The organism is Ignavibacterium sp. (assembly GCA_032027145.1).
Classification (GTDB): domain Bacteria; phylum Bacteroidota; class Ignavibacteria; order Ignavibacteriales; family Ignavibacteriaceae; genus IGN3.
Map to the genome: position 1 here is coordinate 3,527,005 of JAVSMP010000001.1, position 24,098 is coordinate 3,551,102.

Below are 24,098 nucleotides of genomic sequence, written 5' to 3' on the forward strand. Positions count from 1 at the left end.
CTAATTACTATAGAAGTTTATCATCCACCCGATTGCTCTTTTACACACCGGACAAAAATTATTTACTGAAATTGATTTCATTGAACAATCCTGCATTGGACGATAAATTCCTTCTGCTGCATATCCCCCGCCCTCATATACTCCGACTTCGTTTTGATATTCTTTAATTTGAGGTGTCGGTACTGGAGTATCCTCATTCAGCATATCTTTCCATTTTGACTCAAAGTTAACCAGCGTTGTTAAGTTTGGTTCAAGTGGTTCAACATCAAGCGGATAAAATTCATTATATGCTACATCTGATGTATAATATTCATCCCCGAGACCGGCAAATCCATGCCCAAATTCGTGAGTAAAGATATACTCACTAAATTTATTATCACTTATACAAACTGAATAATGATTGTATATTGAGCCGCCTCCATATATATCAGAATTAACCAGAATAAAAATCTGATCATACGGAACATTTGAAGCAATGTCTCTAAGTGATTTATTATCTTTTGTCATCAGATAACGGTCAAGATCGAACATATAAAACTGAGAGTTTACAATTGTATTTTTCCAGATATTTTCCGGAGGTATATCGGTACCTGATTGCTTTGATGGTGCTTCGATTCCCCTGATATTAAATTTATCTTTATTTTCCTTATAAGGCGAGGCATTGAATAAATACCCTGCAAACCTTTCACAATCTTTTCTGAATTTAACCATCTCATCAGAAGTATATCCTTCAGGAATTAACACTATATCAACGGCTTTATCAGGATTAGCACTATTGTAAACCTCAAAGGTATTAAAGCTAAATACTCTTTCAGTTTTAATAAAATAATTATTTGGATCAACTATATATTCAAATTTTTTATTAAGCAGATTTTTTCTGTCTCTTGAATAAAATTCAACCACGACAGATTTTTTAGGATACGGAAAAACTATAGTCTCACTAAAAGTTCTTACAGTTTGTTTGGCTTCATCAGTAGTCTGCCATTCACTAAATAGAGTTGAATAAGTACGCGAGTAAATTATTTGTCCGGTTTGATAATCTTTAACAAAAAATTTATACTTTCCATAATCAAACTTATCAATCAGATTAATTTTTGAACCTGCCCAAAATGGTTCTTCAATCAATTCATCAAACGAATAATTATCTTCGGTTGAATTGCCGGTATGAAAATAATCAAGTCTTAATGATTTACTTTCAAAGTATTGATCGAAGTTAATTTGGGGAAATATAATGTTTGTAAACAGTAGAACCACAACTAAAAAATTTTTCATAAAAATAATTTCATTTGGATTTAAAATCTGAGCAGTTATAAAATCTCAGCTTTTTGTAAAAAATAATGCTAATTAAAAAAACACTACGATTAAAAAGTTTTTCGTGAGCCAGGTTTAACTAATTCAAGTTTACCTTCCTTGCATATTTCACATTCTTCCGGCAGATATGAAACCACCTCCAAACTTAATGCAGCAAAAAAATCATGACTAAAATCTACCTTGCCGTTGCTTCTATCAACTATGCTTCCAATTCCTACCACCTTTGCTCCAAATTGTTTAACAATTTCTATAACTTCAAACACTGATCCGCCGGTAGTAACAACATCTTCACAAACAATAACTTTTTCTCCTTTCGCAAGTGAGAAGCCGCGTCGTAATGTCATTACTTTGTTTTCTCTTTCAGTAAAGATAGATCTGGTATTTAGCTGTCTTGCAACTTCATAACCAACTATTATTCCCCCCATTGCAGGAGCAATAACGGTATCTATCTCATAATCCTTAAAATGATTAGCGATCAGAGAGCATATTTGCGAAGTGTATTCAGGATATTGTAAAACCTTTGCACACTGAAAATACTGGTTGCTGTGCCTTCCGGAAGTAAGCAGAAAATGTCCTTCCAGTAACGCTTCGGTACCTTTAAATATTTTAAGTACATTTTCTTTATTCAAGTTCATCAAGATAATCCTCCAGTGCCCTGACTGCTTTAGTGTCGTTTAACTCTTTAGCTATTTTTAAGCCTGTACGGTAATAATATTCCGCATCTTTAATTTCGTTGTTGTTCTCTTTAAGATTTCCGTAAGTAATGTAAGCCTGAACATATTTGGGTTCTTTCTTTAAAAGATCTTTAAGAAATTCTTCCGCTTCATCATCCATATTTTGCTTTAGATATTCTTTAACGATACTGAAGATGATATCGGCATCCATCGGATTTTCATCGTACTTATCCAACAGTTCATCTAATCTTGAATTCATTTTAATCTCTCCTCAATTTTTTGTGCAAGTTCAAAATCATTTTCTGTAACCCCGCCGGCACTATGTGTTGAAATTGTAATCTTAACTTTATTCCACCCAAACATTAAAATATCAGGATGATGATCCATCTTTTCAGATTCCAGACCAACAGCATTTACAAAAGATAATGCTTCAATAAAATCCTTAAACTGGAACTGTTTGAATATTGAATTGTTTTCAAAAGACCATCCTGAAAACTTTGATAAATTAGAATTGATTTGTTCCTGATTTAGTTTATTTAGTTTCATCACTGAACCTGATTATTACTTTGTAAAAATACAAAATATGTTGATTAAACACCTTGTCTTGTTTGGTTATTCAGGCAATAAGGGCTAACTTTTCAATGTAATTTTTAAACTTTTGAACAAACTGGAAGACTTATGAACTCACAATATTATATAGACTTAGAGCACAAGTACGGCGCTCATAATTATCACCCGCTTGAAGTTGTAATTGCAAAAGGTAAAGGAGTTTGGGTTTGGGATGTTGAAGACAAAAAATATCTCGATTTCCTTTCCGCATATTCAGCTGTTAATCAAGGACATTGTAATCCGAAAATAGTCAATGCAATGGTTGAACAAGCACAAACTTTAACTTTGACTTCGCGTGCATTTTATAATAATGCTCTTGGTGAATTTGAAAAATACATAACCGGATTATTCGGTTATGATAAAGTACTGGCAATGAACACAGGTGTTGAAGGTGTAGAAACTGCTATAAAACTTGCCCGAAGATGGGCTTATGATGTTAAAGGAATTAAAAAGTATGAAGCTAAAATTATTGTTGCCAACGAAAACTTTCATGGAAGAACATTGATGGCTGTTTCGGCTTCAACAGATCCAGATTCATATGATGGATATGGACCATTTGTTCCCGGATTTGTAAAGATACCTTATAATAACATTCAGGCATTGGAAAAAGCTTTGGAGGAACCGAATGTTGCAGCATTTTTGGTTGAACCAATTCAGGGTGAAGCAGGTGTTTTTGTACCTGATGACGGTTACTTAAAGAAAGCTTATGAACTTTGCAAAGCAAAAAATGTTCTTCTTATTTGTGATGAAGTACAAACAGGTTTGGCAAGAACAGGTAAAATGCTTGCATCTGATTACGACCAGGTGAAGCCAGATATTTTAATACTCGGTAAAGCATTATCCGGCGGTACTATGCCTGTATCAGCAGCTTTAGCAAATGATGAAATTATGCTTACAATAAAACCCGGTCAGCACGGATCAACTTTTGGCGGAAATCCTCTTGCATGTAAAGTTGCAATCGCATCTTTAGAAGTACTGATTGAAGAAAAACTGGCTGATAATGCTTTCAAACTTGGTAATTACTTTAGAGCCGAAGTTCAGAAGATGGTTGATGAATTCGAGAATCTCACTCTTGTTAGAGGTAAAGGATTATTAAATGCAATCGTTATCAAACCTTCATCAAAAGGTAAGACAGCTTGGGATGTGTGCGTTTCATTGAAAGAAAATGGAATGCTTGCAAAACCTACACACGGGGATATAATCCGTTTTGCACCACCTTTAGTTATAACTAAGGATGAAATTGATTTTGCTCTTGATATAATCAGAAAAGTTATGAAAGATTTCAAATAGATTAATTTAGTTCCGATCCTGTTTTATGTGAAGGCAGGATCGGGACAATATTATCTAACAAAAAGTTTTAAATCTTAAATTCCAATCTATACCAGCCGTTCTTTTAGTACAACTTTTGTTTCTTCAATTGATTTTAATAATCTAGGTAATCTTTCTTCAATATTCGGCAGATCGTTATTCCTAGCAGAAAGTTCAATGCCCAAAGCTTCATCGCCCACATATTTTGCACCAACAGAGTAACTTGAACCTTTAAGAGTATGCGATAACTCTACAAGTTTTCTAACATCCATCGCCAGAAGACACTCTTTAATCAAAGTAAGTTTATGTTCTGCATCTGCTATATAATCGGTCAGCAAATCTTTTTCAAATACTGCATCATTAAGACTTATTTGTTTTAATCTTTCAAAATCAAAAATTCTACCATCGTTAATTGTTTTATTAGTATTAGGTTCATCTGTGTAATCAATCTTTAAAAAATGATCAATGAGTTTTATTATGTGTCTTGCAACCATAGGTTTAGCTACATACTCATCCATACCTGATTCAATACACCTTTCGCGGTCACCAACCAATGCGTGTGCAGTAATTGCAATTATCGGCACTTTGCATTTGGGCTCCTTCATAGCACGGATCATTTTTGTTGCTTCAAAACCATCAACATCCGGCATTTGAATATCCATTAAGATAAGATTATAATCATATTGGGTAAATGCTCTTACCGCCTGCTCGCCATTCATAACAGCATCAACATCGTAACCGGCAGAGATTAATGTTCTTATCGCAACTTTTTGGTTAATAAGGTTGTCTTCTGCAAGCAGGATTTTGAATCCTTTTCTTTTAGCACTGTATTTTTTTATATCAGCATCAGAAAATTGAATTTCATCAAGATACTCTTCATCTATTTGAGATTTTAACTTATTTAAATGTTCAGTATCTGCACCGGGTTTTTTAACAAAAATATGGAACTCAAACTGGCTTCCTTTTCCCTCAACACTATTAACTGAAATATCACCTTCCATAAGATTTGTGAATTCTTTACAGATAACAAGTCCAAGTCCTGTTCCGCCAAGGCTGCTTCCTTCAAGTCCTGTTACCTGAGAAAAAGGCTTAAATAATTCTTTGATTTTATCAGCAGGAATCCCAATTCCCGAATCGAAAATTGTTGAACTTATCTTAACTTTATTTTTATCTGTATCATCAACACTAATTTTTATTTTGATTTCTCCAGCATTGGTAAACTTAACTGCATTACTGAGAAGATTCAGGTATATCTGTCGAATTCTTGTTGGGTCGCCAACAAAATTAAGATCAACATTCTCCGGAATATCAGTAAGTATTGATAACTGTTTTTCTTTAGATTTTGGAGTAACAATAGAAACTGCCTGACTGATTATTTTCCTTAAATTAAAATTCAATTTCTCAAGTTCTATTTTGCCTGCTTCAATTTTAGAAAGATCAAGCACTGCATTAATTGTCTCCAGCAACGACTCGGCAGATATTTTGGCACTATGAATAAACTGTTTTAACTCATCCAGATTATTATAAGATTCATTTTCAATCAAAGATAAAAATCCTATTATACCGTTCATTGGTGTTCGGATTTCGTGGCTCATATTAGCAAGGAAACGGCTTTTTGCTGTACTTAATTTCATAGCTTCTTTGGCAAGAGCATCAGATTTTTCTTTCTCTGCTTTAAGTTCAATCTCCGCCTGACGCCTTTTTTCCAATGTATTAATCTCTTCTGTTACATTTCGCAAAGTTCCTTCAAGATAAAATTTTTCTGAGCCGTTATCCCTTACCGCTTTTACATTCATCCTAACGATCAGCTCATTTTTATTTTTATCTATCATCCGCGAAACATAATTTTCTGCATAGCCGTACTGTTTAACTATCTTTAATAATTTTTCCCTGTCAGATTGATCTTTATAGTAATCAGGAATACGAGTAACAATTAAGTCGTCTAATTTCTCATAGCCGAACATTTTAACCAGCGATGTATTTGCTGTGATAAATTCACCCTCAGGAGTTGATTGGAAAATGCCATCTGAAGAATTATCAAATATAGACCTGAATTTCTTTTCTGATTCTTCCACCTTTAATGCATTCTTTGCAACTTCCAAACGCATTCTGAAATTTATTGCACTGCCAACTACAGAAAGGAGACTAAGGAACAGGACAAAAATCAGAGATTCGAACATATTTGGAAGAAAATAAATCTTCTGATCGTTAAAAAGAATTGCTACTGCAAAGACAATATTGTAATAAATCGCAACAAGTATCTGGTTTTTTATTTCCCAATTCAGAAACATTGCTGAAGTAAAAATCATCAGACCAACTATTTGCGAGTTTACTATCAGAGATTTAGGTATCAGTAGTATCATTACCCCAGTAGAGCCGATTATGGTTAACAGCAAGATATGAACTAATGGGATAGTATATTTTGTTGCTCTTTCTGTGTTAAGAAATACCAGTATTAAAAACGCAACTAATGTGGCTAATAATCTTACAAAGTATATCTGAACAGTAAATTCAGAATAATGCCTTACTTCAAAAATCATTGCAAAGATTCCGGAGATTGCTACCATCAAAGCAATAACTTTAAGCGGCGTAACTAAATATTTTCCAGTTTCTTCCCTGATCTGATTATACCTCTCTTTCAGGAATGGTATATTAGGGTTAAAGATGAAACCAACAACTGTTTTGTTGTTTTTCATTTTTTACTCATAATGTTTTTTCAAATCTACATAATTTTTATGAAAAATTGATTTATCCTTTCTATTTTATAGTTATAAAAACTAAAATTATTTTCAAATGGATTTTTTATATTCGATTGATCTGGCTGTATTTTATTTAATAAATCATACTTTATCAGCCGGATTTCTGGATAAATTCTTTTCTATAATAACCAATGTAAACAATTGGTATATCACTTATGTAATTTTGTTAGGCATCAGTTTTATTAAAGGCGGAACTAAAGGAAAGCTGGCTGTAATTGGTGTAATTCTGCTTGTTGTTGTAACCGATCAGTTTGGTTACAGAATTCTTAAAGATATAATTGCCAGACCAAGACCATTTTCGGTCTTAACTGATGTAATTTTACCAATTGGCTCAACCGGCACATACTCTTTCCCTTCAAATCACGCATTAAATAATTTTGCAGCAGCAGTTTTCTTCTACCGTTTATATCCCAATCTTAAATGGGTATTATTTATAACTGCTTTTCTTGTATCTGTTTCAAGAGTGTACCTGGGATTACATTATCCTTCAGATATTTTAGGCGGAGCTTTAATCGGAGTATTGTTTGGTTATATTTTTGCTGAAATTATTTTGAGACTTGATAAACTAATTGAACAAAATGATTTAAAGAAATCTGAATCTCAGAATTCTGAAAGGTTCAAATAATATGAAATTTTTAACAATAATCTTATCATTCTTTGTTTTTAGTCCGGCTTCATATTGTGTTTATAGCTCTTTTTCTGTACCTGATTCTGTAATTATAGAAAGCAGAAATTATTCAGACAGCAATAATGATAGTACTATATGGATAAATATTGACTATCCTTTTATTCTTAATTCTGATAAATCTGAAGTTATTAATAGAATAAACAAAGTGCTTGAAGAAGACTTCAAACAATCTATTACCTGGTATAATGAAATGGTTACTGATACTACTGTATTTTTTGATAAACTTTATCCTATGCAATATAGCTTTGAAACAGGTTTTGATGTTTTTTATAATACAAAAGATTTTGTCAGCATAGAAATGAATCATTATCAATTCACCGGCGGAGCTCATGGAAATTATTTTGCTGTCGGATATAATATTAATCTTGCTGATGGTTCGTTTCTTTCACTTACTGATATTATTCAGCCTGGCAAGCTTGACCTTTTAGCTTACGAATGCGAAGAAGCAATATTGGAAAAATATCAGGCTAATTCTTTATTTGAAGCTGGATTGTTTGAAAATGAAATTGTTATTCCTGAAGATCAGGATTTTTATATAATTCCCGGAGCTTTGGTATTACAATTTGATCCTTATGAAATTGGACCTTATGCTATGGGTGAGATTACCGCTGAGATTTCATTCGAAAAAATAATGGATATATTATCAGAAGATTTACCGTTCAGTACCAAATAATATGATTAACAATATTAATATCCGTTTTGCTGAAAAATCAGATACACCGATAATCTACTCGCTTATTAAGAAATTAGCTGAGTATGAAAAATTATCAGATATAGTTATTACTACTGAAGAAAAATTAAAGCAATCTATCTTTGATAATGAAAAATTTGTTGAAGTTCTAATTGCCGAGTTTGATGGTAAAGCAGTTGGTTATGCGCTGTTCTTCAAAAATTATTCAACCTTCCTGGGCAAAGCAGGAATTTATCTTGAAGATCTTTTTGTATTACCAAATTACCGGGGGAAAGGAATCGGAAAATCTTTATTAAAAAAAATTATATCTATTGCAAAAGAGAGAGATTATGGCAGAGTTGAGTGGTCTGTATTGGATTGGAATGTATCAGCAATTGATTTTTACAAAAAAATTGGAGCAAAACCATTGGAAGAATGGATAGCTTTTAGATTAACTTCAGATAAGTTTTGATGAAAAATTATCGCCAAATTATTCATTTTCTTAAATCAAAGTATAACTCTGCTTAAAACATTTTTCATTATTTTAACAGAGCAAAAATTTCCAAAGAAACAATTTTCTAACATAAAAAGAGGAACAAATGGCTAATCGTGATAGACGGGTTGTTGTAACCGGGCTTGGCGCCTTAACACCAATCGGATTAACTATAAATGAATTCTGGGACGGAATGATGGAATCAAAAAGTGGTTCAGCAATGATTAAACAATTTGATACTTCAAAAGTTGAAACCAAATTTGCCTGTGAATTAAAAGGCTTTGATGTTGGAAATTTTCTGGATAGAAAAACTGCACGAAGATTAGACCCATTTGCTCAATATGCTCTTGTAGCTGCAAAACAAGCTGTTGAAGACAGCAATCTTAATCCTGAATCCCTGTCCGAAGAACAGAAAAATAAAATCGGAGTTATATTCGGAAGCGGTATTGGCGGTATCCAAACATTTTATGATCAGGCTGTAATAAATCGCGAACAAGGGCCAGGAAGAATTTCACCTTTCTTTATTCCTATGCTTATACCGGATATTGCTGCCGGACATATTTCGATGCAATATGGTTTCCGCGGACCAAACTATTGTACTGTTTCTGCATGTGCAACCGGCAACAATAATATGATCGATAGTTATCTGCTTATAAAATTCGGAATGGCTGATGTAATGGTTACCGGCGGAAGTGAAGCTTCAATTAATGAATTAGGGATTGGAGGATTTAATGCAAACCGGGCTCTCTCAACAAGAAATGACTCTCCTGAAACAGCCAGCAGACCATTTGATGCAACACGTGATGGATTTGTTATGGGCGAAGGAAGCGGTGCTTTAATTCTGGAAGAGCTTAATCATGCTTTAAAAAGAAATGCTAAAATCTATTGCGAGATAGTTGGCGCTGGGTTATCTGCCGATGCACACCATATTACTGCCCCTCATCCGGAAGGAACCGGTGCAGTTTTATCTATGGAGATGGCTATAAAACAGGCTAATATTAATCCAACAGAAATTGATTATGTAAATATGCATGGCACTTCCACTCCTTTAGGAGATATCGGTGAAACCAAAGCGCTTAAAAAAGTATTTGGAGATCATGCATACAAGATGAATTTATCATCTACAAAAAGTATGACAGGACATTTACTAGGAGCTGCTGGTGCTGTGGAAGCAATTGCATCAATTCTTGCCGTAATAAATAACAGAATACCACCCACTATTAACTTTGAAAATCCGGATCCGGAATGCGATTTAAACTATACGTTTAATAGACCTCAGGATAGAACAGTTAATTATGCTCTAAGCAATGCATTTGGATTTGGTGGACATAATACTTCAGTTGTTATCAAAAAATTTGTTCAATGATGAAGATATAAACTGAAGTTTCTGAAATTCTTGTTACTATTACTTTTTTGAGGTGAAAAGAGAAAATAAAACTCATTACTGATTATTGATTTTTCTTTTCAAAAACAGAATCAGGAATACCTTTGTTCACTTCATAATTTGAATATTTAACAATAACCCTTCCTTTGGTAATTCCGTCAGGTTTACCGTTTTTCTTTTTTGGTTTTTCAGGCGTTAAATCTTCGTTACTATTTAATGGTATGTTCATTTTATCAGTATTAAAAGAAAAAACTATTTCTTCCGGAAGCGGATATTTGAAATCATCGGAATAAGAGAAATCTATAACAAAGATTCCATTAGTTTTTGTTGTTGATTCAACCTTTCGTATAACTTGTTTTGCCTGCTCAATCCATAAAGTTGAAAATATGACATCACCTTCATTACCAAGCGGAATAATTTTTACTATTGATGTTTTAATTCCATTTAACAAAACATCATTTTCGTAAATAGCAGTATGTTTTGTGTTTATCAGTGAAGTTGGTGAGAATTCCATACCGTTCTTGGGAAGCATTGCAAATCCATCTGATTTCAAGTGCACTTTATCAGGCTGTTTAAAGAATATTTTTGCTTTCGATTCGGGTACTTTGATAAACTCAACATTAACCTTAATACTAATTTCGGCAGTATAATCTTTAACCTTATTAAAATTATCAACAACATTCCTTAAAATTTCTTCAGGATTTTTTGATTGAGTAAATATCTGATTGGATATCAACAAAAAGAAAAAAATAATCTTCATCATAACCTCTTCTATGATAAAATATCTTTCCGCTTAAATAAAAACAATGTTAGAGAAAAGAAGAAGATAATATGTACTAACATTACAGTAACAGCTTTTACAATTTCGCTTAAATCAACAGGATCATCAAAGAATAGTTTCCAGGAAAGTAAGTAATTAGTAAAAAGATAGGGTTTAATATTCTGGAAGAAATCAATGTTAAGTGCTGAAAGAATCACAAATACAATAATTACTGCCATAGTGCTTATTATCGGACCAATCGCATTTTCAACCATAGAAGAGAAAAGAAATGCAAGAGCAGTAACAACCGACATACATAATGCAGCAAAACCGTATGCAGCTAAAAATCTCCAAAGAACATCTGATTTCTCAAAAATAATTATTATCTGATTATTTAAAACTAAAAGTTCACCCGTACCAAAAACTAAAAGCCCTGCTGCCAAACTGCTTACTGCCAGCCAAAGAATTAACAGACTTGTATAGATAATTCCGGCAATAAATTTTGAAAAAATAATCTCAGTTCTGGAAACAGGTCTGGTTAAAATCATTCGGTAAGTGCCGGCTGTTGCTTCTCCGGCTAATAAATCTCCAGCTACAAGTGTAATTAAAAAAGGTATATGTATTGCAAGGCTATTCATTATTAAATATGAAACCAGATATCCATTAAGAAGATTACCTACAAAAACAAACGATTGTCGAATATTTCTTGTAAAATAATTTATTGTGTCCTGTCCTTCATATTTAAATGCTATCTGAATTATAAGAACAAGAACACCAATTGCAATAAATCCGATATAGGTTCGCCATTTCTTAAAAATTTTATATAACTCAATTTGGATAAGAGTCAACATTACGAAGCCTCTTCAGTTATTTTTAAGAAATAATCCTCCAAGGAACGTTTGGGGATAACAGCACTGATTGAAATATTGTTATCAACGAAGTATTTATTCAGTTGTGATATTTCATGATTTTCGAGATAAAAAACAAAAACTGATTTTGTATTTGTCTCAAATTTTTCTTTCCATCCTGATTGAAAAATCAGCTCTTTAGCTTTCTGTTCATTATCTACATCGAAAGAAACCTTTAGTTTTTTTGTATTAAGTAAATCTTTAACATCACCTTCAACTTTAGTTGCTCCTTTGCTGATAATTATCATTCTGTTAGCAACAAGTTCTACTTCGTGGAGTATATGTGAAGACAGAAATAAAGTCTTTCCTTTTTCTTTGCTCAGATAGGTTATCAAATCACGTATTTCCTTCATACCCTGCGGATCAAGTCCGGTAGTCGGCTCATCAAGAATAATTAATTCAGGATCGTGCAGTAATGATTGCGCCAAGCCTAATCTTTGTTTCATTCCATGTGAAAAAGTTTTCACTTTACTATCAAAACGATTATCCAGACCAACTAACTCAAGAACCTGCATAATTTTATGTTTGGATATTTCTTTGCCCGAAAGTTTGCCAAGTATTTCTAAGTTCTTATAAGCTGACAAATAATTATAAAAGTCAGGCTTCTCAACGATAGCCCCAATTTTCCCAAGAATATTTTTTCTATCTGAGCTAATTGAGTTACCAAAGAGATTGATGGTGCCGGATGTTTGTCTGATAAGTGATAATAACATGCGTATAGTTGTGCTTTTACCTGCACCATTAGGTCCCAAGAAACCAAATACATCACCTTTATATACTGACAAATTAAGATTATTAACTGCGCGCAATTTTTTAAAGTCTTTTACAAGTGAATTTATTTCAATAATTTTTTCCTGAGCCAAGTTTTTCTCAATTGTATAATTTTGCAGTATTAAAATACTAACAAAAAAATCTTTTAAATGATTTAAAAATTTTTAGCGGCAGATTTTTAGGATAAGAAGTTCAAAATTCCTAATGATGCTAAAATTTATTTATAGTCAAGTGTTGTATAAAAAAAATTCAATTTGGTTTTTTATAAAAAAATTTTCATTTTCGATTCGAGAATTAGCAGACAAAAATAATTTTTTCTATTACTGATTATTTATTTTTATTTTAAAATTATTTTCATAGCTTTGGATAAATTTTGATATGAGTGATGATAAAAATATTAACCTTTCTTATACAATTACTAAATCACTCATAACGCTAAGCTCGCTTCTCAACAAAAATATAAATTTTATTATTTAACTTAACTGCTCAATGCAGTAACACCCTTAGGAGATTTGGATGCATATAAAAAGACTTTTTACCGAACAGGGAAGGGATCCTTTATCATCTTTTGAATTTATTAAGAGAACATCTGAGATTAAAAATCCTGATGGTTCAATCGTTTTTAAAATGGAAAATGTATCTGTGCCCGGGCAATGGTCACAGGTAGCTACTGATATCATAGCACAAAAATATTTTAGAAAAGCAGGCATCCCAAAACTTCTGAAAAAAATAAATGAAAAAGGAGTTCCAAAATGGCTTTTACCATCTGCTGCAGATACAGAAAGATTAATGGAACTTCCCGAGAATGATAGATTTACTTCTGAAACAGATTCAAGACAAGTGTTTCATAGACTTGCCGGTACCTGGACTTATTGGGCCTGGAAAGCTAAATATTTTGATTCAGAAGAAGATGCCAGAGCATTTTATGATGAACTGATGTTTATGTTAGCAAATCAGATGGCTGCACCAAACAGCCCGCAGTGGTTTAATACAGGTTTAAACTGGGCATACGGAATCACCGGTCCTTCACAAGGACATTTTTATGTTGACTATGAAACCGGCGAGTTAACTAAATCAAGTGATGCATATACTCATCCACAGCCACACGCCTGCTTTATTCAATCGGTAAATGATGATCTTGTAAACGAAGGCGGAATAATGGACCTTTGGGTGAGAGAAGCAAGATTATTTAAATATGGTTCTGGAACTGGTTCAAATTATTCAGAGCTTAGAGGCTCTAAAGAACCATTAAGCGGCGGAGGTAAATCTTCAGGATTAATGTCATTCTTAAGAATTGGAGATAGATCTGCAGGCGCAATAAAATCCGGAGGCACAACCAGACGTGCTGCAAAAATGGTAACACTTGATCTTGATCATCCAGATATTGAAGAATACATAAACTGGAAAGTGATTGAAGAACAAAAAGTTGCTGCACTTGTTGCGGGATCAAAACTTTGTAATTTACATCTTAACAATATCATAAAAGCTTGTTACGATGAACATCCTGAAAATGACCGCTTTAATAAAAAGCTGAACAAGAAGCTAAGAATTGCAATTCTTGAAGCACGTAAAGCTCAGATACCAAACAATTACATCGAAAGAGTTATTCAGCTTGCTAAATTAGGATTCAAATCAATTGAATTTCCTATTTACGATGCTGATTGGAATTCTGATGCTTATGCAACTGTATCTGGTCAAAACTCGAACAACTCTGTAAGAGTAACAAATGAATTTATGAACGCAGTTCTTAACGATGGCAATTGGAATCTGTACTGGCGTATAGAAAAGAGAAAAGCCAAGGTTGAAAAGAGAAATCCAAAACCCTGCAAAACATTAAAAGCAAAAGATCTGTGGGAACAAATTGCGTATTCAGCATGGTCATGTGCTGATCCTGGTATTCAATTTCATACAACAATAAATGAATGGCACACAAGTCCTGCCGGCGGTGAGATAAAAGCATCAAATCCCTGCAGTGAGTATATGTTTCTTGATGATACAGCCTGTAATCTGGCATCATTAAATCTGGTTAAGTTTTATAACTCAGATAATCATCAGTTTAACATTGAAGCATTTAGACATGCATCGAGAATCTGGACTATAGTATTAGAAACAAGTGTTTTAATGGCTCAATTTCCTAGTAAAGAAATTGCTCAACTTAGCTATGATTACAGAACATTAGGTTTAGGTTATGCAAATCTTGGTACACTACTAATGCTTCAAGGAATACCTTACGATAGCCGTGAAGGTTTTGCAATTTGCGGTGCATTAACTTCTATTATGCATATGTCTGCCTATGCCACCTCAGCTGAGCTTGCTAAAGAAGCAGGACCGTTCACAAAATATGAAGAAAACAAATACAATATGCTGCGTGTATTAAGAAATCACAGACGAGCAGCCTACAATGTTCCGGATGAAGAGTACGAAGGTTTAACAGTTTATCCTGTTGGCATAAACCCGCAATTTTGTCCATCAGATTTATTAAAAGCAGCTCGAGAGGATTCTGACAGAGCAATAGAGCTGGGTGAACTATATGGTTTCAGAAATGCACAGGTTACCGCAATTGCACCAACAGGTACAATTGGATTAGTAATGGATTGTGATACAACCGGAGTTGAACCGGATTTTGCATTGGTAAAATTTAAAAAACTTGCCGGCGGCGGTTACTTTAAAATCATCAATCAGTCAATACCGCCTGCATTAGAAAAATTAGGATATAACAAAGATCAGATTAATGAAATTGTTAAATATGCAAAGGGGGCAGGTTCTTTGGTTGGATGTCCTTATATCAATCCACAATCTCTTAAAGCAAAAGGTTTTACTGAAGAGTTAATTAATAAAATAGAAAAGATGCTGCCTTCAGTATTTGATATTACATTTGCATTCAACAAATTTTCGCTTGGAACAGAGTTCCTTACTAAAACATTGGGTTTTACTGAAACAGAAATAAATTCATTTGACTTTGATGTACTAAGCAGACTTGGTTTTTCTAAAACAGAAATTTCATCAGCAAACGATTATGTCTGCGGAACAATGACAATAGAGGGGGCGCCTTTCTTACAGCACGAACATTATTCTGTTTTTGATTGTGCAAATAAATGCGGTAAAAAGGGAACCAGATTCATCAGATCACTTGCACATATAAAAATGATGGCTTCTGCACAGCCCTTTATTTCAGGTGCAATTTCTAAAACAATAAATCTTCCGAATGGTGCCAGTGTTGAAGATGTTGCTAATGCATATATGCAAAGCTGGAAACTTGGTGTAAAAGCTAATGCACTTTATCGTGATGGTTCTAAACTTTCTCAACCATTAAACACTATGACTGATGAAGATATTGAAGTTATAATGGAAGAGAAAGAGAAAAACGATATTGTAAAAGTTGCTGAAAAAATAATTCATAGATACATTGCAAAAAGAAGAAGATTACCGGATAGAAGATCCGGCTATACACAAAAAGCAAAAATTGGCGGTCAATCAGTCTATATAAGAACCGGTGAGTATGATAACGGACAGCTTGGTGAAATTTTTATTGATATGCATCGCGAAGGTGCCTCTTTTAGAAGTTTATTGAACTGTTTTGCAATTTCTATTTCTCTTGGTTTACAGCATGGCGTTCCGCTTGAAGAATTTGCTGATGCTTTTGTATTTACACGTTTTGAACCAAGTGGAATTGTAACCGGAAATGACAAAATAAAAATGGCTACATCGGTTATTGATTATATTTTCAGAGAACTTGCTGTTACTTATCTCGGCAGGAACGATCTATCTCATATCGACAACGATGAAACTTCTACAAAAATTTCCAGAGGAATTGTCAAGAAATTAGCAGAACCTGAGTTTGAAAGTGAAGAATTAATTAGCGAAAGATTGGTTGAATTGGATAAGAGTAATATGGATGCCGATTACTTAAATTCTTATAAAAATTCAGATGTTGTTTCAGGAACGGTTACAAAAACCTTTAACAATATGACTGCAAAAGTTAAACAGGCAATTGAGAACGGATATACGGGAGATATTTGCCCAGAATGTCAGAGTATTACGATGGTAAGAAATGGCACCTGTCTAAAATGTATGACCTGCGGCGCAACAACCGGATGCAGTTGATAATTATTTAATGAGACTATCTTAAAATAAAATATAATGCCGAATTTTTTTTCGGGATTGTTTTACAACTGAAATAGTACCCGATTTGAGATAGTCTCCCTTTTTTTAAAATCCGATACTACTCTTCGTCTTCCTCAATTCGCCGTGCACCCATATAACGTTTATTATAGTAGTCATGCTCTAAAGAAGAAATTGTTACGCCTAATTTTGTTGAAGCGTGCGCAAATAAGTTTTCACCAATATAAATACCAACATGCCCTGGTTTTACACGTCTTCTGGTATTGAAAAAAACAAGGTCACCAAACTTCAGATCAGAGCGGTTTTCAATAGGAATTCCTTGTGTAAACTGTTCCCGTGCTGATCGGTTTAAATCTAACAACCAAGAATTCTTGAAAACACTTTGAGTAAATGCACTGCAGTCAATACCGTTTAATGAATTACCTCCAAATTTATAAGGAGTGTTCATATATTTAATTATCTCCATTATCATCAGATCTTTTTTGGTTGATAATGGTAAACTTTCTTCTTCCCTGTTTTTATCCAGATTTTTTATAACTGCCGAGATATCAATTTGCGATTCATCATCCGGAAGATCTCCGGGATCTTCCGATTCAGGGAAATCACCATCTTCAAAAACGATCAAAGAATCATCCGAAGCAGAATTTGTTTGATAACGCCCATAGTCTTTACCTTTTTTATCAGAGTTTTTACCTGAATCATTATATCTGGTAGAACTTGTTGTGCTTGAACAAGCAAGGAAAGTAAAGATGATCAACCCCAAACACAAAATCGGATAAAAACTTTTTATAACTATCATTAATCATCCAAGATATGATTTTAAAATATTACTTCTTGAGTTGTGTCTAAGTCTTCGAATTGCTTTTTCCTTTATTTGTCTTACTCTTTCCCTTGTCAGATTAAATTTTTCTCCAATCTCTTCTAAAGTCATCGCATACTCCCCATCAAGTCCAAAATAAAGTCTAATTACCTCAGCTTCACGTTCGGGCAGCTCAGATAAGATATTTTTAATTTCCAGCTTCAGGGATTCAGAGATTAGTTCATTATCTGGTGAAGGCTGCTGATCATTTTCAATAACATCTAAAAGGCTGTTATCATCATTTGTTGAGAAAGGTGCATCAACAGAAACTGATTTACCGGAGATTCTGAGAGTTTCTGAAATCTCATCAATATCCATTTCAAGAATCTGAGCTATTTCATCAGCACTCGGTTCACGTTCAAACTCCTGCTTTAAACTACTATATGCTCTACCGATTTTGTTTAATGCACCCACACGGTTCAATGGTAATCTAACTATTCTGGATTGTTCAGCTAATGCCTGCAAAATTGATTGTCTTATCCACCAGACTGCATAAGAAATAAACTTAAATCCCCGGGTTTCATCAAATCTTCTAACAGCTTTTATCAAACCTAAATTACCTTCATTAATCAAATCACCAAGTGACAATCCCTGGTTTTGATATTGTTTAGCTACACTAACAACAAACCGAAGATTAGCTTTTGTAAGTTTCTCCATTGCAGATTGATCCCCATTTTTCATTCGGATCGTCAGTTGTATTTCTTCCTCAGGTGAAAGTAATCCAACTTTTCCTATTTCCTGCAGATACTTGTCAAGCGATTGACTTTCTCTGTTTGTAAACTGTTTTACAATTCTCATTTAATTTTTTGCTTTTACTTACAAATGTTTCACTAAGAAAACCATAATATACAGTTATGATAATACCTGACTAAAAATAGAAATGTTTTAATTTAAAATAAAGCTACATCCATTTTCAGAAAATTTGAGAAGTTATAAATTCAGGATGATAACAGCTTACTTTATTATCTTTAAACTTATCGGGGCTTAATGTAACAATTGTCAATTTGTTTAATTCGGCTAAAATATAGAAAAGATTATCTCTCAGATTAGTAAATCTGTCTTTATGTTTTGGTATGGACAAACTATAGCGGGCGTGTATTCCTAAAACTTTAATACTATATAAAACATCATTAACCCGCTGTAGTTCTAAACGGGAGTCAGCTAACAGATAAAGCTCAGAGGCATTTAATACTGATGTAAAACAAATACCTGATTTCAATAATTTAATCAGATATGATCCTGTCTTTGAATCAGTTATAAGATGATCTGCCAATATATCTGTTTCAATAAGAAATTTAGGAATTATTTTTTGATTCATCTATTTTCTTAGCAAACTCAGAATCCTTTAATGAGCCTTGAGCTTCTATTAGTTTTTTCACTACGTCCAAAGGCATATCCTGAAGTTCTGAAATTTTATTTATTGTATCGTTTAGATTTTCTTCCGGTCTGTATGAATTAGTATTGTTTTGATCATTCATATAAAAAACTTTTTCCTTTTAAGTCATTTGCTACTCCAAAAAAATCTGCAGCTGTTTTACCAATATCAGAAAAGGTGTTTCTTGTGCCGAGATTATTTACAGCTTTGTTTAAGCCATAATAGAGAAGCGGAACATATTCTCTGCTATGATCAGTACTTGGTGTTGTAGGGTCGTTTCCGTGATCAGCAGTTATTATAACTCTGTCAGTATCATCTAAACTGCTTAAAAATTCCGGCAAAAAATTATCAAAACTTTTTAATGCATTTGCAAAACCGAGAACATCATTCCTATGACCGAAGTAAACATCAAAATCAACCAGGTTTATAAATATTAAACTTTTTACAAACTCTTTTGATGCTTTTAAAAGTTCTTTACATCCTTCTTCATTGGAGAAAGTTTTAACAATATGATTTATTCCACGATAGTTAAAGAGATCACTAATCTTACCAATGCTGACTGTATTAATACCATCTTTATAAAGAAAATCCAAGACAGTATCTGAAGGAGGACTAAGAGAATAATCTTTTCTGTAAACAGTTCTGGTAAAGTTTCCAACTGTTCCTATAAATGGTCTTGCGATAACTCTGCCTATCATTATCGGATCTGCTAAAACAATATTTCTTGTTAGTTCACAAATATGATAAAGAGCTTCCAATGGGATTACTTCCTGATGTGCTGCAATCTGAAAAACTGAATCGGCAGAAGTGTACACAATAGGATAACCTGTTTTAAGATGCTCCTCACCCAACTGTTTAATTATCTCTGTACCCGAAGCAGCAATATTACCAAGGTAGCCCTTACACCTGGTAACTTCTAAAAATTTCTGCATTATATCAGCAGGAAACCCATTTGGGTAATAATTAAAATCAGTATCTACATAAAGTCCGCTTATCTCCCAATGTCCTGTTGTACTGTCTTTACCTTTGGATATCTCTGCAAGCTTCCCAAATGAAGCCATTGGAATTTCAGTTCTATCAACTCCTGCAATAGGAATTATATTTCCCAATCCCATTCTTTGAAGATTAGGAAGTGAAATACCATTTAATGATCTGGAAATATTGCCAAGGGTATTACTTCCTTCATCGCCATATAAATTTGCATCAGGAAGTTCACCAACGCCAACTCCATCAAGAACTATTATAAAAAAATTATTCATACAGGTAAGAAATAATATTAGAACCGGTTAAATATCAACTAACACTTTTAACAGTGTTACCGCCTTTTTCAACAGCTTTCTGAAGCGCCAATTCGGCATTATGTAAAACTTCATCAGTATCAATTTTTCCAAGAGTTGAAGCAACACCGATTGATACCGTATAAGTGTTTTGTTTGCTTACAATTGCAATAGGCATGCGTGCAATTTTAACTCTAAGCTTTTCTGCCCAAACAAAAACTTTTTTTGAATCATTATTAAAAAAGTAAACTGCAAAAATCTTCTCGTCAATTCTGCCAAAGATATTAATAGGAGTCATTTCTTCGGCTATACTTTCCGAAATCGCTTTTAATACTTTAGGAAAGGGATCGCCATCAAATAAGGATTCTTGTTCAAGAAATTCATCAATCCTTATTAATGCCAAAGCTCCGGATATTTTAAGCATATTAGCTTTGTATAAATCCGAGGTAAGTCTTTCAATAAAGGTATCACGATTAAGAGCCCTTGTTTCCATATCAAGAGCCATAAGACTTTTTATAAGTGTCTGAGAAGAATGTGAATAAATAATATAGGATATTATATGAACAGAATGCCTAAGAAATTTTACATCAGAATTTGTGTATATATTTTTCTTAAGGCTCTCAAAACAAAGAACGCCAAAGTTCTGATTGCCGTAAATTAAAGGTATTGCAAGGAATGAACCATCAAATGTTAAATCTTCAGACTTTGAAAAACGTTTATAATTATCTGCTGCAGTATCATCAATTTTAACAGGGATACCTGATAGTATTGCTTTACCGACAAGTGTTCCAGTAAGATCGATCTGAAGACCTTTACCAACATATTTTAAGGAAGTTCTATTTACTACTTTTAAGATTTCAAATTTTTGCTCAACCGGTTTAAAGTAAACAAAGACTAAAGCATCCCATTCTATTAACTCACTCAGAGCATTCTGCATGGAAGCAAGTAAGTTATCTTCAGTATCAAAATCTGTTTCCGGTCCAATCAGGTTTAACAGCCCCTTTAATCTTTGTTGAGAAATAGTATCAGTATGTTTCTCTTCAAAAAACTGAATTATCATTGTTATAACACGAACAAATCTTCCAAGCGAATAAATAGTTTCAATGCCAAAAGCATCTCCGACTTTTGAATCAACTGCTAAAATTGCAATAAGAGAGCCTTCATAAAAAAGAGGTACACCAACAAAACTTCTAATCTTCTGAGTTTTATCATAATACCTTATCACATCAGATTCTGCAGCCGGAGAGATATCGCTCAATAATTCAGGCTCACTCTTCTGAACAATTTTACTAAGGATATCATCTTCTATATCAAATTTCCGTTTTGCAATTTCTTGTGGTGAGGCAGATACAAACTTTTCAATTGATAGTTTTTCTTTTTTCTTATTGTACCAAAAAAATATTGCGGTATGCGCTGAGTAAGCATCTTTAATTACAGTAAGAATTTTTTCGAGTGCAAATGTAAATTGTCCATCGTTGCCGATTTCAGCAGGCGGCAGCTCAGTTGCAATCTCTTCAAACCGCTCTTTAAGATCCGGAGGTATCAGAGTTGTTTTATGCGCCTTAAATTCGGGTGCATAATTATTTGCAGTAATTACCTCAGCCTCAGGGTTAGCTTTTGATATAATTGTAAATGATCCATCCTGATCAGAAGAAGCGGGTATATTATACTCACTATCAAAGTCGCTTTCTTCCTTAATCGAATACTTTCCATCAAGTCTTACTGAATCTCTTAGGAAAATAATAAAGGCAACATAGATAATAATTACTGCTATAATTATTACCCGTAAAAGCAGATCATCTGATATGAATAAAAGTGTTGCGAGAACAGGCACAAGCAAAAATATTAATAATCTTTTCTTTTGTCTTTTATCCATTAGAGTTGATCTTGCTGATAGTTATTTTTAATTAGTAAAAAACTTTTACAATAAAATAGTAAACTTTCTAACGCAAAGATATAAACTATTTAATTAAATAGTGAAAGCAGCACCTTCTTTATTTCTTTTTTCCCTGTTCCTTTAATAGATGAATACAAAAATAGATTCACATTAAATATCAGTTCAGGGAAATAATGGATTACTGACTTAACCCTTTTTGATACCTCGGATTGTTTCAGTTTATCCGATTTGTTAAGGATAACTTTATAAGGCAGGTTAAGATCTCTTAACATTTGGTTAAGCTTTATATCAAGTTCAGTAGGATGATGTCTGCAGTCAATAATATGAAAGACTAAGACAATATTTTTTGATTCCGTAAAAAAATCATTTATCAATATACCCCATTTCTTACGATCTGCTTGGCTTACCTTAGCATAGCCATAACCCGGCAGATCAACCATAAAAAAACTGGAGTCAATATCATAAAAATTTATTGAGCGGGTTTTACCCGGAGTTGAGCTGGTTTTAGCAAGGTTCTTCCGGTTAAAAAGTGAATTGATAAATGAAGATTTACCAACATTTGATCTTCCACATAAAACTATCTGAGGCAAATCAGATTTTGGCAAATCGGTCAGCTTATAAACTGAAGCTATAAAATTTTGTTTCTCGAACATAATAAAAAAGAGTAACCGGTATTCCGATTACTCTCAAAATATAAAATTATCAATTGTTGATTAATTTTTATCAGTGCTTTCAGAAACAACATTTGCTTCTTCAATTGCACTTTCAGATTTCTTTTCAGCTTTTTCTTTGGCTTTTAATTCCCTTTTCTCTTTTTGCTCTTCAGCTTTTTTGTTAGCAACATCATTATAATCAACCAATTCCAAAATTGCCATTGGTGCTGCGTCGCCCATTCTACTGCCGAGTTTAACAACACGAGTAAAGCCGCCTGGTCTTTCACCAATCTTTGGTAAAATTTCTGCAAAAAGTTCCTTTACAACTTCTTTATCATTTATTACTGCCATAACTTGTCTGCGTACGTGAAGGTCATTTTTTCTGGCTTTAGTAATTAATTTTTCAACAAAAGTTCTGGCTTCTTTAGCTTTAGCTTCGGTGGTTCTAATCCGTTTATGTTTTAAAAGAGAAGTAGCCAGCGAGTTTAGCAAAGCTGCTCTATGACTGGCTGTTCTACCTAATTTTCTTCCTTTAACGTTGTGTCTCATTTAATAACCCATTTAGATTAATTTGAATCTGAATCTTCTTTAAGATATTTATCTACATCCATTCCAAAATCAAGACCAAGATTTTCAACTATTTCCATCAATTCTGCCAAGGACTTTCTTCCGAAATTTCTGAACTTCAACATTTCCTGCTCATCTTTTCTAACAAGGTCAGCAAGATTTTTAATATTAGCAGCCTTTAAACAATTGTGAGATCTTACACTTAGTTCAAGATCGTCAACTGAAGTAAGAAGTACTTTTCTTATTCTTTCTGTCTCACTGTCTTTCTGGCTAACACTTTGCTCTTCTTCCTGTTCCATATCAAAGTTAATAAACAACTGAACATGTTCTTTTAAAATTTTTGCTGCCTGAGTTAATGCATCATCAGGTGTAATAGAACCATCAGTTGATATTTCCAAAGTAAGCTTTTCAAAATCGTTCTTATCACCTATTCTAACGTTTTCTACAAAATACTTGACTAATTTTATAGGTGTAAATATTGAATCAATGGGAATCACACCAATTGTCTGGTCAGATGAAATATTTTCATTTGCTGGTACATAACCAACACCTTTACCAATTCTCAACTCTACATCAACTTTTGCATTCTTGTTTAAAGTAGCTATATGTAATTCCGGATTAAGAATTTCAACTTCATTACTAACCTTTTGAATATCTGCTGCAGTCCACTCGCCAGGACCAGTCAAAGAAAGATCAATTTTACCTGGTTTCTTCGAAAGGAACTTCATCCGGACTTGCTTGAGATTTAAAATAATCTCTGAAACATCTTCAACAATTCCCTCGATAGTTGTAAACTCGTGAAGCACACCACTAAATTTAACGGAAGTAATAGCTGCTCCCTGCAGAGACGATAAAAGTACTCTGCGGATAGAATTACCAAGTGTAACACCATAACCTCTTTCAAGTGGCTGTAATGTAAATCTTCCGTATGAATTTGTGTAATTAGATTCATCAAGAACAACAGATTCTGGCATCTTTAACGATGATACGCTCATTATTATCCTCTATCTTAT

At 33.4% G+C, this 24,098-nt stretch carries 22 protein-coding genes and 1 pseudogene; 6 read left to right on the plus strand and 17 right to left on the minus strand.

Going from position 1 to position 24,098, the window contains the following annotated elements; all coding sequences use genetic code 11:
• The 4 genes from ROY99_14790 to ROY99_14805 form a co-directional block, all read right to left on the minus strand.
• The gene (locus tag ROY99_14790; GenBank protein ID MDT3697649.1) at positions 1-1,272 is read right to left on the minus strand and encodes a M64 family metallopeptidase; all 1,272 of its coding nucleotides are present in this window, start codon (positions 1,270-1,272) and stop codon (positions 1-3) included.
• A gap of 89 nt (positions 1,273-1,361) precedes the next feature.
• Complete coding sequence (gene pyrE, locus ROY99_14795) at positions 1,362-1,946, minus strand: orotate phosphoribosyltransferase (protein ID MDT3697650.1); 585 nt, start codon at positions 1,944-1,946, stop codon at positions 1,362-1,364.
• Complete coding sequence (locus ROY99_14800; GenBank protein ID MDT3697651.1) at positions 1,933-2,244, minus strand: hypothetical protein; 312 nt, start codon at positions 2,242-2,244, stop codon at positions 1,933-1,935. The genes pyrE and ROY99_14800 overlap by 14 nt, the downstream gene beginning before the upstream one ends.
• On the minus strand, positions 2,241-2,531 hold the full coding sequence (locus ROY99_14805) for a 4a-hydroxytetrahydrobiopterin dehydratase (protein MDT3697652.1): 291 nt from the start codon (positions 2,529-2,531) through the stop codon (positions 2,241-2,243). Before ROY99_14805 ends, ROY99_14800 begins: the two co-directional genes overlap by 4 nt.
• A gap of 132 nt (positions 2,532-2,663) precedes the next feature.
• On the opposite strand from ROY99_14805, the gene rocD reads away from it, so the two are divergent.
• Positions 2,664-3,884 (plus strand): ornithine--oxo-acid transaminase, encoded by a 1,221-nt coding sequence (gene rocD / locus ROY99_14810; GenBank protein MDT3697653.1) that lies wholly within the window; start codon positions 2,664-2,666, stop codon positions 3,882-3,884.
• An 86-nt stretch (positions 3,885-3,970) separates the two neighbouring features.
• Here rocD and ROY99_14815 read toward each other — a convergent pair whose 3' ends face one another.
• A complete protein-coding gene (locus tag ROY99_14815; protein ID MDT3697654.1) occupies positions 3,971-6,598 on the minus strand; it encodes an ATP-binding protein in 2,628 nt (875 codons plus the stop codon).
• 97 nt (positions 6,599-6,695) lie between these two features.
• Here ROY99_14815 and ROY99_14820 point away from each other — a divergent pair, with 97 nt between their 5' ends.
• The 4 genes from ROY99_14820 to fabF all read left to right on the plus strand — a co-directional run bounded on the left by ROY99_14820 (position 6,696) and on the right by fabF (position 9,878).
• A complete protein-coding gene (locus tag ROY99_14820) occupies positions 6,696-7,286 on the plus strand; it encodes a phosphatase PAP2 family protein (GenBank protein ID MDT3697655.1) in 591 nt (196 codons plus the stop codon).
• 1 nt (position 7,287) lies between these two features.
• Complete coding sequence (locus tag ROY99_14825; protein MDT3697656.1) at positions 7,288-8,022, plus strand: DUF3298 and DUF4163 domain-containing protein; 735 nt, start codon at positions 7,288-7,290, stop codon at positions 8,020-8,022.
• A 1-nt stretch (position 8,023) separates the two neighbouring features.
• Complete coding sequence (locus ROY99_14830; GenBank protein MDT3697657.1) at positions 8,024-8,491, plus strand: GNAT family N-acetyltransferase; 468 nt, start codon at positions 8,024-8,026, stop codon at positions 8,489-8,491.
• A gap of 127 nt (positions 8,492-8,618) precedes the next feature.
• Positions 8,619-9,878 (plus strand): beta-ketoacyl-ACP synthase II, encoded by a 1,260-nt coding sequence (fabF, locus tag ROY99_14835; protein MDT3697658.1) that lies wholly within the window; start codon positions 8,619-8,621, stop codon positions 9,876-9,878.
• A gap of 82 nt (positions 9,879-9,960) precedes the next feature.
• On the opposite strand, the gene ROY99_14840 is transcribed toward fabF, so the two are convergent.
• Genes ROY99_14840 through ROY99_14850 form a run of 3 tightly spaced genes read right to left on the minus strand, consistent with a single transcriptional unit; the run spans position 9,961 to position 12,427 of the window.
• The gene (locus tag ROY99_14840; GenBank protein ID MDT3697659.1) at positions 9,961-10,656 is read right to left on the minus strand and encodes a hypothetical protein; all 696 of its coding nucleotides are present in this window, start codon (positions 10,654-10,656) and stop codon (positions 9,961-9,963) included.
• 11 nt (positions 10,657-10,667) lie between these two features.
• Positions 10,668-11,507: an ABC transporter permease subunit gene (locus tag ROY99_14845; GenBank protein ID MDT3697660.1), complete on the minus strand. Its 840-nt coding sequence runs from the start codon at positions 11,505-11,507 to the stop codon at positions 10,668-10,670.
• Positions 11,507-12,427 carry an ABC transporter ATP-binding protein gene (locus ROY99_14850; GenBank protein ID MDT3697661.1) on the minus strand — a complete coding sequence of 307 codons (921 nt, stop codon included), beginning with the start codon at positions 12,425-12,427 and terminating at the stop codon, positions 11,507-11,509. The genes ROY99_14845 and ROY99_14850 overlap by 1 nt, the downstream gene beginning before the upstream one ends.
• Positions 12,428-12,851: 424 nt before the next feature.
• Between ROY99_14850 and ROY99_14855 the strand changes: the two genes are divergently transcribed.
• Positions 12,852-16,439 (plus strand): vitamin B12-dependent ribonucleotide reductase, encoded by a 3,588-nt coding sequence (locus tag ROY99_14855; GenBank protein ID MDT3697662.1) that lies wholly within the window; start codon positions 12,852-12,854, stop codon positions 16,437-16,439.
• A 118-nt stretch (positions 16,440-16,557) separates the two neighbouring features.
• On the opposite strand, the gene ROY99_14860 is transcribed toward ROY99_14855, so the two are convergent.
• From ROY99_14860 to ROY99_14900, 9 genes and pseudogenes are all read right to left on the minus strand, one after another.
• Positions 16,558-17,256: an NlpC/P60 family protein gene (locus ROY99_14860; protein MDT3697663.1), complete on the minus strand. Its 699-nt coding sequence runs from the start codon at positions 17,254-17,256 to the stop codon at positions 16,558-16,560.
• 3 nt (positions 17,257-17,259) lie between these two features.
• Entirely contained in the window at positions 17,260-18,114 is an 855-nt protein-coding gene (locus tag ROY99_14865; protein MDT3697664.1) for a sigma-70 family RNA polymerase sigma factor, read from the minus strand.
• Between the two features lie 115 nt (positions 18,115-18,229).
• Positions 18,230-18,634, minus strand: a complete 405-nt coding sequence (locus ROY99_14870) for a hypothetical protein (GenBank protein MDT3697665.1) — start codon at positions 18,632-18,634, stop codon at positions 18,230-18,232.
• Complete coding sequence (locus ROY99_14875; GenBank protein ID MDT3697666.1) at positions 18,612-18,794, minus strand: hypothetical protein; 183 nt, start codon at positions 18,792-18,794, stop codon at positions 18,612-18,614. The genes ROY99_14870 and ROY99_14875 overlap by 23 nt, the downstream gene beginning before the upstream one ends.
• Entirely contained in the window at positions 18,787-19,950 is a 1,164-nt protein-coding gene (locus ROY99_14880; protein ID MDT3697667.1) for a phosphopentomutase, read from the minus strand. The genes ROY99_14875 and ROY99_14880 overlap by 8 nt, the downstream gene beginning before the upstream one ends.
• A 34-nt stretch (positions 19,951-19,984) precedes the next feature.
• On the minus strand, positions 19,985-21,844 hold the full coding sequence (locus ROY99_14885) for a GAF domain-containing protein (protein ID MDT3697668.1): 1,860 nt from the start codon (positions 21,842-21,844) through the stop codon (positions 19,985-19,987).
• Between the two features lie 89 nt (positions 21,845-21,933).
• Positions 21,934-22,518, minus strand: a complete 585-nt coding sequence (gene yihA / locus ROY99_14890) for a ribosome biogenesis GTP-binding protein YihA/YsxC (GenBank protein MDT3697669.1) — start codon at positions 22,516-22,518, stop codon at positions 21,934-21,936.
• Positions 22,519-22,719: 201 nt separating this feature from the next.
• Positions 22,720-23,067 (minus strand): annotated as a pseudogene (gene rplQ, locus ROY99_14895) (50S ribosomal protein L17).
• A 17-nt stretch (positions 23,068-23,084) separates the two neighbouring features.
• On the minus strand, positions 23,085-24,080 hold the full coding sequence (locus tag ROY99_14900) for a DNA-directed RNA polymerase subunit alpha (protein ID MDT3697670.1): 996 nt from the start codon (positions 24,078-24,080) through the stop codon (positions 23,085-23,087).
• Positions 24,081-24,098: the final 18 nt, after the last annotated feature.